Here is a 13760-nt window from a genome sequence, read left to right on the forward strand (position 1 = left end):
GTTACACTCTTCCCTTGATTTTCGTCTTCTTCATGAACCCTTCGTAATTTCTCATCAGGAGTTGGGCTTCGATTTGTTTCAAAGTTTCGAGTGCCACACCCACCATAATGAGAAGTGAAGTTCCTCCGAAAGTATACACCAAAGTTCCACCACCGGTGTTAGAACCGAGGTTTAAGAACTTGATGATAAGATACGGAGCAAGAGCAAGACCAGCAAGGAAAAGAGCACCCGGAAGGGTGATTCGATTCAAGATTTTCTCAATCATATCTTTTGTTTGGCTACCTGGGCGAACGCCCGGGATAAACCCGCCGTATTTTTTTAGGTTATCTGCCAACTCTTGTGGGTTGAACTGAATCGCCGTATAAAAATATGCAAAGAAAATGATAAGAGATGTATAAATCACATAGTAAAAAAGGGCATGGTACCAAATTTGTGAAAATGGATTGAAATAGTCCATAATCACTGCCCAACCTGCCCACTGACCACCCTTAGAGGATAACCACTGAACAATTGTTTGTGGAAAAAGGATGAGTGAAGATGCAAAGATAATTGGCATTACGTTGGCACTGTTCACTTTAAATGGAATGGATTGGCTACGAGCCTGAACCATCTTTCTTCCCACCATTTGTTTTCCGTAATTCAACGGAACTCGACGAACCCCTTGGGTCAAAATCACCGTTAAGGCAATGAGAACAATAAATATGATGATAAGAATCAGGATACTGAGAGCATCAGAAGTATCAGAAGTAAACATCGCAATGAGTGCTTCTGGCATACGGCCAATAATCCCTGCAAAAATAATAAGAGAAATCCCGTTTCCAATCCCACGTTCCGTGATCTGTTCCCCGAGCCAAATGAGAAGAACTGTTCCCGTAGTGATGGAGAGCATCGCAATCGGTAAAAAGTAACCTTCTACAGATGGGTTGATAAGCCCTGGGTATTTCGCTTGTGCTGTTCCCGATCCAGTAGACCAAGAATTAGCAAGTTGGATCACAGCAAGCGATTGGATTGCACAAAGGATGAGAGTTCCGTACTTAGTGTACTGTTGGATCTTTTTTCTACCCTCTTCTCCTTCTTTTTGCATTTTTTGCAAACTTGGAATGAGAACCATAACAAGTTGCATGATGATGGAAGAAGAAATATAGGGCATAATCCCTAGAGCAAAAATAGAAAATTTTAAAAGAGCACCACCTGCAAACAAATCTACCATTCCGAGGAAACCTTCACTCGGATCGGCAGTAATGCCCGTCACAATCAAACTATTGATACCAGGAATGGTCACGTGAGTTCCCATTCTAAAAAGTAACAACATACCGATCGTAAATAGGATTTTAGATCTTAATTCCGGGATTCGAAAGATGTTAGCGATGGTTTGAAACATAGGTTATCTAGTTTTTTTTCTCTTCTTTTTTCTTTTCTCTAATGATGACTTTTCCACCCGCTTTTTCAATTTTCTCTTTTGCAGAGGCAGAAAAAGCATCTACCGTAATGGTGATGGCAGCCGTCACTTCTCCAGTTCCGAGAAGTTTAATTGGTCCTACTTCAGACTTAATCAAAGACTTGGCTTTGAGAATCGCAGGAGTGACTTCCCCAGAAAGACCTGCTTTTGATAAAGAGATCAAGTTGACTGGTTGGAACTCTACAGAAAAAATATTGGTAAAACCACGTTTTGGCAAACGTCTGTGAAGAGGAAGCTGTCCCCCTTCGAATCCACGTCTCATCGAAGCTGCACGAGCTCTTTGTCCTTTGGAACCTCGAGTGGAAGTTTTTCCCATTCCGGATCCAGGACCTTGGCCCACACGTTTCGGAGAGGTTTTTGCACCTTCTGGAACGGGAACCAAGTTTTTGTTGCCGAGGGATGTGGATTTTTTCGGGCGTTTTGCCCCGAATCCACGACCTTGTTCAATTCTATCTTGCGCCATACAATTATACCTTTTCCACTTTCAACAAGTAACCTACTTGTCGTAACATCCCTTTCAATTGGGGAGTCATTTTGTGTTTTTTGGATTGACCTTTCTTTTTAAGGCCGAGTGCAATCAGAGTTTTTTTGTGTACCGGAATGATACCAATAGAACTTCTTTCTTGCGTTACGATCACTTCTTCCATAGTCAGTTACCTTTTATAGATCTTGCCCAAACAAGTGTTTGAGGCTAACACCACGTCGTTTTACCGCCATTGACGGTGTTTCCAACTGTTGTAATGCATCCATAGTCGCCTTCACAATGTTCATAGGGTTTGAAGATCCCCATGACTTTGTCAAAACATCTTGAATCCCTGCTCTTTCCAAAACGGAACGAACAGAAGCACCAGCGATAATCCCCGTTCCCGGAGAAGCTGGTTTCAAGATCACTCGAGCGGATTTGAACTGTCCCACAACATCGTGAGGAACGGTATGACCGATATAGTGAATGGATTTTAAATTCTTTTTTGCCGATTCAATGGACTTTCGGATGGCATCTGGAACTTCATTTGCTTTTCCAAATCCGATTCCTACTTTTCCTTTAGAGTCGCCAACTACAGAAAGTGCGTTAAAGGAGAAACGACGTCCCCCTTTCACTACTTTGGCAACTCGGTCGATTTTTACGACCTTCTCAGTAAACTCTTTTGTTTCTTCTTCTAACATCATTTAGAACTCCAATCCACCTTCGCGGGCAGAATCAGCAAAAGCAGCGATCTTGCCATGGTAAACCATTCCAGATCTGTCGAGAACCACTTGGGAAACTCCTGCTTTTTTCGCTTTTTCAGCGACTACTTTACCGAGTTCGGTTGCAGCCGATTTACTCTTCTTAGAATTTTCATGTTTCGGAAAATTTTTCTCTAAAGTGGTTGCATAAACAAGAGTTACACCCTTCGCATCATCAATGATTTGTGCGGTGAGGTAACGATTTGTTTTATTAAAAACCAACCGAGGTCTTTCCGAGGTCGAACGGAGTTTGTATCTAACTCGTTCCGCTCTTCTCAATCTTTTGATATTTTTAGCTGTCTTATTGATCATGACGTTCTACTTCTTACCGGTTTTTCCGGCCTTTCTACGGATGTATTCGTTCTGATATTTGATCCCTTTTCCTTTGTAAGGTTCAGGAGGTCTTTTCGAACGAATGTCAGCCGCAACTTGTCCAACCAGTTGTCGGTCAATTCCCGATACTTTGATTTTAAGCTGATCTGCGACATCGATTTTGATACCAGTAGGTTCAGGGAAAACCACTTCGTGAGAATATCCAAGAGCCATCACAAGGTCTTTACCGCGTTTTTGAGCACGGTAACCAACCCCAGTAATTTCTAGGTTTTTTTCCCAACCAGTTGTCACACCTTTTACGCAGTTCATTGCTAGGGAACGAACTAGACCGTGTAATGCCACAGTCTTTTGGTCTTCACTCTTACGAGTGAAAACTAGTTCGCCGTTTTCCACATTGGCGCTGACACCTTCGTAAAGCGGAGTTTTTAATTCCCCTAAAGGCCCTTTGATTGTAAGGGCTTCAGCTTCTGCTTTTACTTCTACCTTTGCAGGCAATTTGATGATACTTTTTCCAACTCGAGACATGGTGTTATCGTTCTCTAGAATACCTTACAGAGAACTTCCCCTCCTACTCTGAGTTTGCGAGCACGTTTCCCAGTCATCACACCTTTCGAAGTCGAAAGGATGAGAGTTCCGATGTTATTTCGGAACGGGCGGATTTCACCAGATTGGATGTAAACTCGACGACCAGGAGTAGAAACTCTCTCGATCATACGAATTACCGGTTTTTTTTCCGTGTCGTATTTTAATTTCACTTGGAAGTCATCAAAACTTCCATTTTTTACTGTTTGAACATCATCTACAAAACCTTCTTCTTTAAGAAGATCGAGGATGGACTTCTTGATTTTGCTACCAGGAATCACACAAAGCTCATGTTTTGCTTGTTGTGCGTTTCTGATTCTTGTTAGCATATCTGCGATTGGATCTGAAAGACTCATACTTACCTTAACCTAATTACCAGGAAGACTTTTTCACACCGGGGATCTGAGCCTTGCTAGCAAGGTCCCGGAAGCAAAGACGACACATATCAAAGCGGCGCAAATAAGCGCGTGATCGACCACAAAGAGGGCAACGATTGTACTCTCTCACTTTGAATTTTTGCTCTTTGGCGTGGCGTTCCATCATTGATTTTTTCGCCATGATAAATCTCCTACTTACCTGCCGTTCGGTAAGGCATACCGAAGGCTTGGAATAATTCGAACGCTTCTTTGTCCACTTCCGTGTTCGTTACAAAAGTGATATTGATCCCGTAGATAGTATTGATTTTATCAAAATGAATCTCAGGGAAGATGATCTGTTCTTTTACAGACAGGTTGTAGTTTCCTCGACCATCGAAACCTTTTGGATTAACTCCGCGAAAGTCACGAACCCGTGGAAGAGCCACGTTAATGAATCTGTCAAGAAACTCATACATATGATGACCACGAAGGGTAACTTTGCAACCAAGCACCATCCCCTCTCTCACTTTGAAACCCGCAATGGATTTCTTAGCGAATGTTTTCACCGGTCTTTGGCCTGTGATTTGGCCAATTTCTACCAAACAAGCTTCCATCGCTTTTGGGTTGGTGTGAGCTTCTCCCATACCAACGTTGATCACGATTTTTTCTAGTTTGGGAACTCGCATGACACTTTGAAAGCCGAGTGACTTTTGGAGTGTAGGACGAATTTCCTTCTCGTATTTTGATTTAAGCCTAGGTACCATAACTATACTTCTTTCCCTTCAGGTCGAGTCACTCGTACGGATTTACCATCCTTCTTGGCAAAGCCCAAACGTACAGCCTTAATTTTCTTCTTTGGCTTCGCTTTGTTCTCTGCTTTTGCGTCGTGAAACATCACATTGGAAATATGGATTGGGAATTCGATTTCGATCGCTCCACCTTGAGGGTTCTCTTGCGTTGGGCGTACGAATCTTTTTCTTTTGTTCACACCTTCGATATAAACGCGGTCTTTGCGTTTATCCACAGCGAGAACTTTCCCCTTTTTTCCTTTTTCTTTACCGGAAATCACAAGAACTTCATCGTCCTTTTTGATTTTCGTTTTTTTGAATTTAGTGGGCTCGGAGCCTCTATATGCTAATTTAGCTGCCATTCTAGAGAACCTCCGGAGCGAGAGATATAATTTTCATGTATTTTTTATCGCGAAGTTCACGGGCAACAGGTCCGAAGATCCTGGTTCCTTTTGGATTCCCTTTGTCATCAATGATGGCAACGGCATTGTCATCGAAACGAATGTAAGTTCCGTCTGGACGACGAACTTCTTTTTTCGTTCTCACAACAACTGCTCTTTGAACCGCTTTGTTATGCACTTTTTTACCTTGCCCGTCACGAAGACCGTATGCAGGTTGTGCTTCTTTCACAGCGACGATGATTTCGTCACCAAGCGTTGCGTAGCGTTTTTTGGAACCGCCAAGCACTTTAACGCACATGACTTTTTTCACACCCGAGTTATCGGCTACTTGTAAAATAGTTTCTTGTTGGATCATACTAATTTCGCCTTCTCAATTACCTTTACAAGTTTATGGTGTTTCTGCTTAGAAAGTGGTCTTGTTTCCACAGCGATGACTCGATCACCAACCTGACACTCGTTCTTCTCGTCGTGAATTTTCACGCGGGAAGTTCTGGTCATAATCTTCTTAAACCGTGGGTGCACTTTTCTTGTGATGATTTCGATCACTACAGTTTTATCCATAGCATCGCTCACAACTACACCTTGAATGGTTAAAGACTTTTTAGAGTTTTTATCTTCCATAACCTACTTCTTCTTACCTTTGCTTGTTTTAGCAGCTTTAGGAGCTGAACCAGCTTTCGGTGCGATTTGTTTGAGTTTACCCTTTGCAGCTAGTTCCTTCTCACGAAGTACAGTTAACGCTTGGGCAATTCTCTTCTTATGATTGCGGATTTGTTTTGGGTTCTCAAGGGATCTTGTCACACCAAATTGAAATCTTGCTTTTCTTACTTCTTCGGAAGAGGAAAGAATTTCTTTCTTCAAATCTTCTGGAGATAGTGATTTGAAATCGTCTTTCATAGAACGTTCCTCTTAACAAATGAAGTTTCTACTGGCAGTTTAAACGCTGCTAGGTGAAGTGCTTTTCTTGCTGTTTCTTCATCAATTCCAGCCATCTCAAAAAGAACACGGCCTGGACGGATCTCAGCAATCCAGAATTCAGGGTTACCTTTACCTTTACCCATACGAGTTTCGGCAGGTTTCTTTGTGATTGGTAAATGAGGGAAGATCCTGATCCACAATTTCCCACCTCGTTTCACTTGGCGGTTGATAGTAATCCTTGCAGCTTCGATTTGTCGCGCTGTGATACGACCGGAAGAGATGGCTTTTAAACCATACTCACCGAACGCAACGTAAGAACCTCTTTCGTCCTTACCTTTTAAGCGCCCTCTTTGGCGTTTTCTAAATTTTACTCGTTTAGGTGCTAACATGATTGTTTCTCTTTAGTACTTCTTAACTCGTTCTACGTTTTACAGCGTATTTATCTTCATCGGACTCTTCTTTTGTAGGGAAGTAGTCACCTGTATAAGTCCATACTTTCACACCGATTTGACCGAAAGTTGTAAGAGCTTCTTTGAATCCAAAATCGATTTTTGCACGAAGAGTATGAAGAGGAACTCGTCCTTCCATATACTTTTCAGTTCGTGCCATATCTGCTCCGTTGAGACGTCCAGAGATTTGGATTTTCACTCCTTCTACTCCACCGCGCATAGCACGACGAAGTTCTGCTTTCATTACTCGACGAAATGGCATCCTTTGTTCGATTTGAAGGGCAACCGTTTCTGCAATTGCTTGAGCAATCACTTCTGGTTTTTTCACTTCGATGATGTTCATTCCGATCGGTTTATCAGCGTATTTTTTTAGCTCTTGTTTTACCGCTTCGATGTTTTGGCCTTTTTGACCAATCACCATACCTGGTTTAGAAGTATGGAGATTTACGTTGATCTTTTCAGGGAATCTTTCGATTACGATTTTCACAACGGATGCGTTTTTGAATTTCTTCAGAAGGAATCTACGGATCTTGATATCTTCGTGAAGATTTTTGATGTAATCTTGTTTGGAAAACCAAACCGAATCCCAATTACGTGTGATTCCGATTCGTAGTCCGATTGGATTTACTTTCTGACCCATAAATTAGCTAACCTTCTTTTCGATTTCAGATACAACAACAGTGATGTGGCTTAGGCGTTTACGGATCCTAGAAGCACGTCCACGTGCTCTTGGGCGGAAACGTTTCATGATAGGGCCGTCATCCACATAGATTTTTTTAACATAAAGTGAACTTGGATCCAAACTTTCGTTCATTTGGACTGCGTTCGCCACTGCCGAGTTCAGAAGGTTGATGATCATTGAACTTGCTGCTTTATTAGTAAAACGCAAGATATCAATGGCTTCCTTGTAATCGTATCCACGAACTTCATCAGCAACCAGGCGAGCTTTTCTGGCAGAAATTCTGAGGTGTTTTCCTACTGCTTTTGCTTCCATCTCTCTACCTATTTCTTCGCTACTTTTTTGTCTCCACCGTGACCTTTGAAGGTTCTAGTGGGAGCAAATTCACCGAGTTTGTGACCGATCATGTTTTCGTTTACATAAACAGGAACAAACGCTTTGCCATTATGAATCATGACTGTATGACCAATCATATCTGGATAAATGGTACTTCTTCTGGACCAAGACTTGAAGGGAGTTTTTTTCCCTTCAGAGTTTAGGCTCGTAATTTTTTTCATGAGGTGGTCGTCAATGAACGGACCTTTTTTTAAGCTTCTAGCCATGAGTATCTAGATCCTACCTATTCCTGTTTTTCTTACGTCTTTGGACAATAAAACGGTCAGACGGTTTAGTCTTACGTGTTTTAAATCCTTTCGTAGGTTTACCCCAAGGAGTCACTGGGTGACGACCTCCGGAAGTTCTACCTTCACCACCACCGAGTGGGTGGTCCACAGGGTTCATAACGACCCCTCTTACTTTCGGCCTCTTTCCTAACCAACGGTTACGTCCCGCTTTACCAATGATGACCAAGTTATGGTCTTTGTTGGAAAGTTCTCCGATGGTTGCTAAACACTCTTTACGAACCTTTCGGATTTCCGAAGAAGGAAGTTTGAGCGATACATAGTCACCATCTTTTGCGGAGATCACAGCGAAAGATCCTGCTGTGCGAGCGATTTGACCGCCTTTTCCGATATGAAGTTCAATGTTGTGAACGTTAGTTCCTGCAGGGATCTTATCCAAAGGAAGTGTATTTCCTAGTTTGATCTCTGCATTCGCACCAGATTCAATTTTATCACCGACTTTCAGACCGTTAGGAGCTAAAATGTATCGGTATTCTCCATCTGCATAACAGATCAGAGCAATAAAAGCAGAACGGTTTGGATCGTATTCGATTGTTTTTACAGTCGCAGGGATTCCAAATTTATTACGTTTGAAATCGATGATACGGAACTTTCTTTTGTTACGTCCACCTTTGCGTCTAACAGCGATTCGACCCTTGTTATCACGGCCAGCTTTGTATGAAAAGTTTGCAGTGAGCGGCTTGTAAGGAACCACTTCAGTGATTTCTTTGAAATCTAAAACCGAATAATACCGGCTAGACTGCGTTGTGGGTTTAAGTTTTCTAATTCCCATAATTAAACCTTAGCAAAATCCAAATTTGCTCCGTCAGCAAAAGTCACTACGGCTTTTTTGTAGTGAGGTCTTGGGGACGGCATGTTTCTAAAACGTTTCATTTTCCCACGGTAAACGGCTACGTTTACATTTGTTGGAACAACGTTATACATTTGTTTCAGGGCTTGTTTGATCAAAGTTTTGTTCGCATCCGGGTGGACTTTGAACGTATACTTGACAGTTCTTTTTCCCATACGTTCTCCAATTGTTTGAAGGTCTTGCGACTTTTCTGTAACAACCGGTGATAAGATTACATTCTCTAGGTTCACTGTCTTATCCTTTCTTAGAATACTGTGCCTGAAGCTCTTTTAAAGCGCTTTCAGAGATTACTAAATTGTTATTATAGAGGATGTCTCGGCAAACGACTCGTTTGCTGTTCACATATTTGAGGTTCTCTATATTGCGAGTGGATTTTTTGAGGAATTGGTTTTCACCAGCTACCACAAAACCCACGTTACCCTTCTCTGCAATGTCCATGTTCTTCAAAATGTTGTAGATGGACTTTGTAGAGTAAGAAGAAGGTTCTACGTCTTCTATGATCGCGATTCTGTTTTCTTCTGCCTTTTTGTTAAGGATGGAGAGAACAGCCTTTTTCTTAACGCTGCGTGACAAGTTAGAGGAATAATCTCTTGGTTTTGGTCCATGAATGATACCACCACCAACGAAATGTGGAGCTCTGATGGATCCTTGTCTTGCACGACCAGTTCCTTTTTGAGCCCAAGGTTTAATTCCCCCACCGCGAACTTCGGAACGATCTTTTGTAGAGTGTGTTCCTTGTCTATTGTTCGCATTTTCAGCTTTAACCGCATCATAGATGGCTCCAAGCGAAATGCCGGTAGCAAATAATTCTGCCGGAAGTTCAACTTCGCTTACGAATACGCCTTCTTTATTGTATTTACGCGCTTTCATGTTCTACCTATCTATTTATCCGATTTTTTCTATCGTAACGATACCGCGTTCTCTTCCTGGAACCGGACCGGATACAAATACCAAGTTGGCGTCTGCATCAATTTTTACTACTTTCAGGTTTCGAACAGTGCTCTGCTCAGAACCCATTCTTCCGCCCATTTTTAAACCCTTGAACACACGTCCAGGAGTTGTATTGGAACCAATCGAACCAGGATGTCTTTGGAAACGAGAACCGTGTCCAGCAGGACCACCAGCAAAACCGTGGCGCTTCACAACACCTTGAGTTCCTTTTCCTTTAGAAGTTCCGGTTACTTTCACCGTGTCGTTCAAAGCAAACACATCAGCGAGTTTTACCTCAGCACCAACTGCTACATCTTCAAAACCTTTGAATTCAATCAGAGTTTTCTTTGGAGTGGCAATGTTTGCTTTTTTGATATGTCCAGCTTCAGCCTTCGTCATGTGTTTTTCCTTGGCATCACCAAATGCTAATTGAACGGCTTCGTAGCCGTCGTTTGCAGATGTTTTTACCTGGGACACAAAACAAGGACCCACGCGTAAAACGGTTACAGTAACCATCTTACCTTCGTTATTGAATATGTGGGCCATGCCCAATTTTTCGCCGATTAAACCTTTAGCCATGGATCCTATCCTTAGGATTTAATATCTACGGAAACTCCAGCAGGGAGTTGAAGCTTCATCAGGGCTTCTACCGTATCTTCATTCGTATTTAAAATATCGATGAGTCTCTTGTGAGTTCTCATTTCAAATTGTTCTCTAGCTTTTTTATTCACGTGCGGAGAACGTAATACCGTGTAGATTTCTTTTTTCGTTGGAAGTGGGATTGGACCGGAGACAGTAGCTCCGGTCCTCTTCGCAGTTGCAACGATTTCAAAGGTTGATTGGTCAATCAACCGATGATCGAAAGCTTTTAACTTAACGCGAATTCTTTGTCCAGCCATTGGGATTACTCAACGATCTCCGCAACAACACCAGAACCAATTGTTCTTCCACCCTCACGGATCGCGAACTTCAAACCTTGGTCCATAGCAATTGGGTGGATAAGTTCGATTGACATCGTAACGTTATCTCCCGGCATAACCATCTCCATTCCACCAGGAAGGTTACAAACACCAGTGATGTCTGTAGTTCTGAAGTAGAACTGAGGACGGTAGTTGTTAAAGAATGGAGTATGACGTCCACCTTCGTCTTTAGTAAGAACGTAAACTTCCGCTTTAAACTTTCTGTGTGGAGTGATTGTACCCGGTTTCGCAAGAACTTGACCTCTTTCGATGTCTTCTTTTTTAGTTCCGCGAAGAAGAGCACCAATGTTGTCTCCAGCTTCCGCTTGATCGAGTAGTTTACGGAACATCTCAATACCAGTAACAACTGATTTAGATGTATCACGGATACCAACGATTTCGATCTCGTCGTTGATCTTAAGAACACCTTGCTCCACACGACCAGTTGCAACTGTTCCACGACCAGTGATTGAGAATACGTCCTCAACTGGCATAAGGAAAGGTTTATCAACAATACGTGTAGGGTTTGGAACGTAAGTATCAACAGCTTCCATAAGTTTCAAAATGGATTTCATTCCTAGGTCGGAATCTTCACCTTCAAGAGCTTTTAATGCAGAACCAGAGATGAAAGGTGTTTTATCACCAGGAAAGTTGTATTTGTTAAGAAGGTCTTTGATTTCCTCTTTAACCATCTCAACCATATCGTCTCTTTCATCAGCAGCCAACATGTCAGCTTTGTTTAGGTAAACCACGATGTAAGGAACCCCTACTTGGCGAGCAAGAAGGATGTGTTCTTTAGTTTGTGGCATAGCACCGTCAGTTGCAGATACTACGAGAATCGCAGCGTCCATCTGAGCAGCACCAGTAATCATGTTTTTAACATAGTCCGCGTGTCCCGGGCAATCTACGTGTGCGTAGTGACGGTTTGGAGTTTCATACTCCTGGTGAGACGTTGCAATAGTAATCCCACGAGCCTTTTCTTCGGGCGCATTGTCGATTTGGTCATAAGCAATCGCTTTATTTTTTCCACCAACTAACTTCGCAAGCGTTGTTGTGATTGCTGCTGTTAGGGTTGTCTTACCGTGGTCAACGTGACCAATAGTTCCGATGTTTAAGTGTGGTTTTGAACGGTCAAATTTTTCTTTAGCCATTGTTAGAATCTACTCCTCAATCGTGGTGCAAGACCCGATCCTCGGTTCTTTACTCCTTTAAAACTGCATGAAATTCATAGGTAAAAGCAGTCCTTTCCCAAGAAATGCCAATCCCTTTGGTCATGTTTCTAAGAGCCCCTGAAAAGCCAAGCAGGTTTTGGGCCGGTGCATTGGCTTTTAAGTGACTCTTCCCTGCCACAGCTTCCCAGGTGGAGACCACCTTAGCGTTTCTGCGACTTAGATCAGAAAGAACTACACCTAAGTGGTCTGCGTCCACCATCACTTCTACTTCCGTGAGGGGTCCGACCAAATATGTGTTGGATGGAAACAATTCCTTTACGCCTGCCAGTATCGCTACTTTCAAAAGCGTTAAAGTGATTTGCAAATCTCCCTCCGGCATCTCGTAAGAGAGAACACGGAATTTGAGACCTACAACTTCCTCACCGTAGAACCCGTGTAAGCAGGCTTCCAAAAAGGACGTTTCTATCGAATTTTTTACTTCTTCCGGAAGACTTACCTCGAAGGCAATATGCTTCGAAAAATCGGCAGTATCTTCCAGGACTGCGATGAGCGCGCCGCTTGATTTTTGATCTTCAAAGGCACGATGCTCTAGGGCAACCTTATGAGACATTTTTTTAAGATGCTCTAATTTGGCAATGTTTATCGAACTAATTGAGAGTTTTTTTTCCGTTCTTTCTGTAACCCTTCGGATTCCGATTTCCAAATGGAGTTCACCCCGACCAAGGAGTACCAATTGTCCGGTATCTTCCTTATTTTGGACTTGGTATCCTGGATCTTCCCAAACCAGCTCCTCCAAGCGACATAACCAAAATTCCTTGTCTGCGGTTTCTTCCGGTTCCAAAAGGACAGAAAAAGGACTAGGAGCAAGGTCCAAAATAGGAGTTTCGTCACCTAGTCCGAAGGATGAACCAAGAGCCACAGGATGACCTGGCAACAGGAGTAAGTCTGGGTGATTTTTTAGGATCACCAGTTTCCCTTTTTCCAAACTGATGAGTTTCTCTTCTGTCTCTGGGTCCAAGAAGGAAAAATGAAAATCAGGAAGACTTTCGGGATATGGGCTTGTGGACACAGGACTTTTTTGGGAGAGGAAGGTTTTTGCCATTTGGTCCAACTCTTCCGAACGAACCTCCTTTGTGGGATAAATGACGGCATACCGACCGAACTCGGGACTCGTACGCCTAGAAAGAACAAGAAAAGGAAAACCGGAAGGGGTTTGGTTTTCTATTTTTTTGGGTTCTGTCCAAAGAACTAGATCCAAAAGTTCCCTTACCCCTACCCCCGTTTTCGCAGATCCTCCATACACCAGATGGAGTTTCCCGGAACTTGGACCACTCTGGAGCCCCATCAGAGAATAATCAGTTTGGCCTGAAGGATCATTCCAAGAAGAAAGAAGGAGCTCATCATTCCAGGCCATCAGTTCTTCCTTTACCGTTTTGGGAAAATTCCCAGGAGCCCTTAAATAATATTCCAGTTTTCCCTCGGGATCCTTTTGGAAGAGAGTGACTGGTGCCTCGTCTAGAATTTCTTCCAGAGATACCAAAGTGTCCAAATAATCTTCATCAAAACGATCGAGTTTATTGATAAAAAATACCATGGGAACATTTGCTTTTCGAAGTTCTTCGATCACAAGACGTGCTTGGGATTGGACCACTGTCCCCGCTTCCAAAACCACAATGGCCGACTCCATGGCAGGCAATAGATCTGTGACTTGGTTTCGAAAATCAATATGACCGGGTGTGTCGACTAGTTGGATCCTGAACTCACCAAAGGTGGTTTTCCATGGAAGGGAATGAAAGGTGGTGCGAATGGAAATTCCCCTTTCAATTTCTTCCTGTAAAGAATCCGATTCCGTGTTCCCATCTTCAATGGATCCTACTGCCGAAATTTTCCCAGCCTCGAATAAGATCCGTTCGGTGAGTGTGGTTTTACCCGAATCAATATGTGCAAAAATTCCAACAGTTCGGTATTTCATAATTTTGT

General features: G+C 42.7%; 24 protein-coding genes. All 24 read right to left on the bottom strand.

All coding sequences use genetic code 11. From position 1 onward, the window contains the following. Position 1 precedes the first annotated feature (1 nt). From secY to EHR01_RS05415, 24 genes are read right to left on the bottom strand one after another with little or no spacing between them, the layout of a single operon-like run. Positions 2–1381, bottom strand: a complete 1380-nt coding sequence (secY, locus tag EHR01_RS05300) for a preprotein translocase subunit SecY (protein WP_004783927.1) — start codon at positions 1379–1381, stop codon at positions 2–4. 7 nt (positions 1382–1388) lie between these two features. After that, positions 1389–1922, bottom strand: coding sequence for a 50S ribosomal protein L15 (gene rplO, locus EHR01_RS05305; RefSeq protein ID WP_135693646.1), 534 nt, complete (start codon positions 1920–1922; stop codon positions 1389–1391). A 4-nt stretch (positions 1923–1926) separates the two neighbouring features. Beyond that, entirely contained in the window at positions 1927–2106 is a 180-nt protein-coding gene (gene rpmD, locus EHR01_RS05310; protein WP_135569118.1) for a 50S ribosomal protein L30, read from the bottom strand. Positions 2107–2119: 13 nt separating this feature from the next. Continuing rightward, a complete protein-coding gene (gene rpsE, locus EHR01_RS05315) occupies positions 2120–2623 on the bottom strand; it encodes a 30S ribosomal protein S5 (protein WP_002973816.1) in 504 nt (167 codons plus the stop codon). Positions 2624–2626: 3 nt separating this feature from the next. Further along, the gene (rplR, locus tag EHR01_RS05320; RefSeq protein WP_135693647.1) at positions 2627–2995 is read right to left on the bottom strand and encodes a 50S ribosomal protein L18; all 369 of its coding nucleotides are present in this window, start codon (positions 2993–2995) and stop codon (positions 2627–2629) included. Positions 2996–3001: 6 nt separating this feature from the next. Continuing rightward, entirely contained in the window at positions 3002–3541 is a 540-nt protein-coding gene (rplF, locus tag EHR01_RS05325) for a 50S ribosomal protein L6 (RefSeq protein ID WP_002973724.1), read from the bottom strand. 14 nt (positions 3542–3555) lie between these two features. Further along, positions 3556–3954: a 30S ribosomal protein S8 gene (gene rpsH, locus EHR01_RS05330; protein WP_002973604.1), complete on the bottom strand. Its 399-nt coding sequence runs from the start codon at positions 3952–3954 to the stop codon at positions 3556–3558. Between the two features lie 16 nt (positions 3955–3970). Continuing rightward, complete coding sequence (locus EHR01_RS05335; protein WP_012476296.1) at positions 3971–4156, bottom strand: type Z 30S ribosomal protein S14; 186 nt, start codon at positions 4154–4156, stop codon at positions 3971–3973. Between the two features lie 10 nt (positions 4157–4166). After that, positions 4167–4718: a 50S ribosomal protein L5 gene (gene rplE / locus EHR01_RS05340; protein WP_135693648.1), complete on the bottom strand. Its 552-nt coding sequence runs from the start codon at positions 4716–4718 to the stop codon at positions 4167–4169. 2 nt (positions 4719–4720) lie between these two features. Further along, a complete protein-coding gene (gene rplX, locus EHR01_RS05345) occupies positions 4721–5104 on the bottom strand; it encodes a 50S ribosomal protein L24 (protein ID WP_135632113.1) in 384 nt (127 codons plus the stop codon). 1 nt (position 5105) lies between these two features. After that, on the bottom strand, positions 5106–5498 hold the full coding sequence (gene rplN / locus EHR01_RS05350; protein ID WP_002974152.1) for a 50S ribosomal protein L14: 393 nt from the start codon (positions 5496–5498) through the stop codon (positions 5106–5108). After that, the gene (gene rpsQ, locus EHR01_RS05355; RefSeq protein ID WP_012388932.1) at positions 5495–5764 is read right to left on the bottom strand and encodes a 30S ribosomal protein S17; all 270 of its coding nucleotides are present in this window, start codon (positions 5762–5764) and stop codon (positions 5495–5497) included. Before rpsQ ends, rplN begins: the two co-directional genes overlap by 4 nt. 3 nt (positions 5765–5767) lie before the next feature. Beyond that, complete coding sequence (rpmC, locus tag EHR01_RS05360; RefSeq protein ID WP_135693649.1) at positions 5768–6040, bottom strand: 50S ribosomal protein L29; 273 nt, start codon at positions 6038–6040, stop codon at positions 5768–5770. After that, entirely contained in the window at positions 6037–6450 is a 414-nt protein-coding gene (gene rplP / locus EHR01_RS05365; protein ID WP_002974545.1) for a 50S ribosomal protein L16, read from the bottom strand. The genes rpmC and rplP overlap by 4 nt, the downstream gene beginning before the upstream one ends. 22 nt (positions 6451–6472) lie before the next feature. Next, complete coding sequence (rpsC, locus tag EHR01_RS05370) at positions 6473–7150, bottom strand: 30S ribosomal protein S3 (RefSeq protein WP_135693650.1); 678 nt, start codon at positions 7148–7150, stop codon at positions 6473–6475. A gap of 3 nt (positions 7151–7153) precedes the next feature. Continuing rightward, positions 7154–7504, bottom strand: coding sequence for a 50S ribosomal protein L22 (gene rplV, locus EHR01_RS05375; protein ID WP_004783773.1), 351 nt, complete (start codon positions 7502–7504; stop codon positions 7154–7156). A gap of 8 nt (positions 7505–7512) precedes the next feature. Next, the gene (gene rpsS, locus EHR01_RS05380; protein WP_100743125.1) at positions 7513–7791 is read right to left on the bottom strand and encodes a 30S ribosomal protein S19; all 279 of its coding nucleotides are present in this window, start codon (positions 7789–7791) and stop codon (positions 7513–7515) included. A 13-nt stretch (positions 7792–7804) separates the two neighbouring features. Continuing rightward, positions 7805–8641 (bottom strand): 50S ribosomal protein L2, encoded by an 837-nt coding sequence (gene rplB / locus EHR01_RS05385; protein WP_135693651.1) that lies wholly within the window; start codon positions 8639–8641, stop codon positions 7805–7807. Positions 8642–8643: 2 nt separating this feature from the next. Further along, the gene (locus tag EHR01_RS05390; protein ID WP_100790764.1) at positions 8644–8949 is read right to left on the bottom strand and encodes a 50S ribosomal protein L23; all 306 of its coding nucleotides are present in this window, start codon (positions 8947–8949) and stop codon (positions 8644–8646) included. A gap of 4 nt (positions 8950–8953) precedes the next feature. Further along, positions 8954–9589 carry a 50S ribosomal protein L4 gene (gene rplD / locus EHR01_RS05395; RefSeq protein ID WP_012388939.1) on the bottom strand — a complete coding sequence of 212 codons (636 nt, stop codon included), beginning with the start codon at positions 9587–9589 and terminating at the stop codon, positions 8954–8956. A 15-nt stretch (positions 9590–9604) separates the two neighbouring features. Next, entirely contained in the window at positions 9605–10228 is a 624-nt protein-coding gene (rplC, locus tag EHR01_RS05400) for a 50S ribosomal protein L3 (protein ID WP_135693652.1), read from the bottom strand. 11 nt (positions 10229–10239) lie between these two features. After that, positions 10240–10548 carry a 30S ribosomal protein S10 gene (gene rpsJ / locus EHR01_RS05405; protein ID WP_002974412.1) on the bottom strand — a complete coding sequence of 103 codons (309 nt, stop codon included), beginning with the start codon at positions 10546–10548 and terminating at the stop codon, positions 10240–10242. A gap of 5 nt (positions 10549–10553) precedes the next feature. Next, positions 10554–11759, bottom strand: a complete 1206-nt coding sequence (tuf, locus tag EHR01_RS05410) for an elongation factor Tu (protein WP_002974170.1) — start codon at positions 11757–11759, stop codon at positions 10554–10556. A 49-nt stretch (positions 11760–11808) separates the two neighbouring features. After that, positions 11809–13752 carry an elongation factor G-like protein gene (locus tag EHR01_RS05415; protein WP_135693653.1) on the bottom strand — a complete coding sequence of 648 codons (1944 nt, stop codon included), beginning with the start codon at positions 13750–13752 and terminating at the stop codon, positions 11809–11811. Between the last annotated feature and the right edge of the window lie 8 nt (positions 13753–13760).

Source organism: Leptospira mtsangambouensis (genome assembly GCF_004770475.1).
Lineage (GTDB): Bacteria > Spirochaetota > Leptospiria > Leptospirales > Leptospiraceae > Leptospira_A > Leptospira_A mtsangambouensis.

Excerpts from the sequence above, each read along its gene's own strand:
- rplV (WP_004783773.1), bottom strand. The coding sequence starts at position 7,504 with ATGGAAGCAAAAGCAGTAGGAAAACACCTCAGAATTTCTGCCAGAAAA.
- rpsJ (WP_002974412.1), bottom strand. The coding sequence starts at position 10,548 with ATGGCTGGACAAAGAATTCGCGTTAAGTTAAAAGCTTTCGATCATCGG.
- rplD (WP_012388939.1), bottom strand. The coding sequence starts at position 9,589 with ATGAAAGCGCGTAAATACAATAAAGAAGGCGTATTCGTAAGCGAAGTT.
- rpsE (WP_002973816.1), bottom strand. The coding sequence starts at position 2,623 with ATGTTAGAAGAAGAAACAAAAGAGTTTACTGAGAAGGTCGTAAAAATC.
- rpsQ (WP_012388932.1), bottom strand. The coding sequence starts at position 5,764 with ATGGAAGATAAAAACTCTAAAAAGTCTTTAACCATTCAAGGTGTAGTT.
- tuf (WP_002974170.1), bottom strand. The coding sequence starts at position 11,759 with ATGGCTAAAGAAAAATTTGACCGTTCAAAACCACACTTAAACATCGGA.
- rplN (WP_002974152.1), bottom strand. The coding sequence starts at position 5,498 with ATGATCCAACAAGAAACTATTTTACAAGTAGCCGATAACTCGGGTGTG.
- rpmC (WP_135693649.1), bottom strand. The coding sequence starts at position 6,040 with ATGAAAGACGATTTCAAATCACTATCTCCAGAAGATTTGAAGAAAGAA.
- rplC (WP_135693652.1), bottom strand. The coding sequence starts at position 10,228 with ATGGCTAAAGGTTTAATCGGCGAAAAATTGGGCATGGCCCACATATTC.
- rpmD (WP_135569118.1), bottom strand. The coding sequence starts at position 2,106 with ATGGAAGAAGTGATCGTAACGCAAGAAAGAAGTTCTATTGGTATCATT.
- rpsH (WP_002973604.1), bottom strand. The coding sequence starts at position 3,954 with ATGAGTCTTTCAGATCCAATCGCAGATATGCTAACAAGAATCAGAAAC.
- rplF (WP_002973724.1), bottom strand. The coding sequence starts at position 3,541 with ATGTCTCGAGTTGGAAAAAGTATCATCAAATTGCCTGCAAAGGTAGAA.
- rplB (WP_135693651.1), bottom strand. The coding sequence starts at position 8,641 with ATGGGAATTAGAAAACTTAAACCCACAACGCAGTCTAGCCGGTATTAT.
- EHR01_RS05335 (WP_012476296.1), bottom strand. The coding sequence starts at position 4,156 with ATGGCGAAAAAATCAATGATGGAACGCCACGCCAAAGAGCAAAAATTC.
- rplP (WP_002974545.1), bottom strand. The coding sequence starts at position 6,450 with ATGTTAGCACCTAAACGAGTAAAATTTAGAAAACGCCAAAGAGGGCGC.
- rplO (WP_135693646.1), bottom strand. The coding sequence starts at position 1,922 with ATGGCGCAAGATAGAATTGAACAAGGTCGTGGATTCGGGGCAAAACGC.
- rplE (WP_135693648.1), bottom strand. The coding sequence starts at position 4,718 with ATGGTACCTAGGCTTAAATCAAAATACGAGAAGGAAATTCGTCCTACA.
- rplR (WP_135693647.1), bottom strand. The coding sequence starts at position 2,995 with ATGATCAATAAGACAGCTAAAAATATCAAAAGATTGAGAAGAGCGGAA.
- secY (WP_004783927.1), bottom strand. The coding sequence starts at position 1,381 with ATGTTTCAAACCATCGCTAACATCTTTCGAATCCCGGAATTAAGATCT.
- rpsS (WP_100743125.1), bottom strand. The coding sequence starts at position 7,791 with ATGGCTAGAAGCTTAAAAAAAGGTCCGTTCATTGACGACCACCTCATG.
- rpsC (WP_135693650.1), bottom strand. The coding sequence starts at position 7,150 with ATGGGTCAGAAAGTAAATCCAATCGGACTACGAATCGGAATCACACGT.
- EHR01_RS05415 (WP_135693653.1), bottom strand. The coding sequence starts at position 13,752 with ATGAAATACCGAACTGTTGGAATTTTTGCACATATTGATTCGGGTAAA.
- rplX (WP_135632113.1), bottom strand. The coding sequence starts at position 5,104 with ATGGCAGCTAAATTAGCATATAGAGGCTCCGAGCCCACTAAATTCAAA.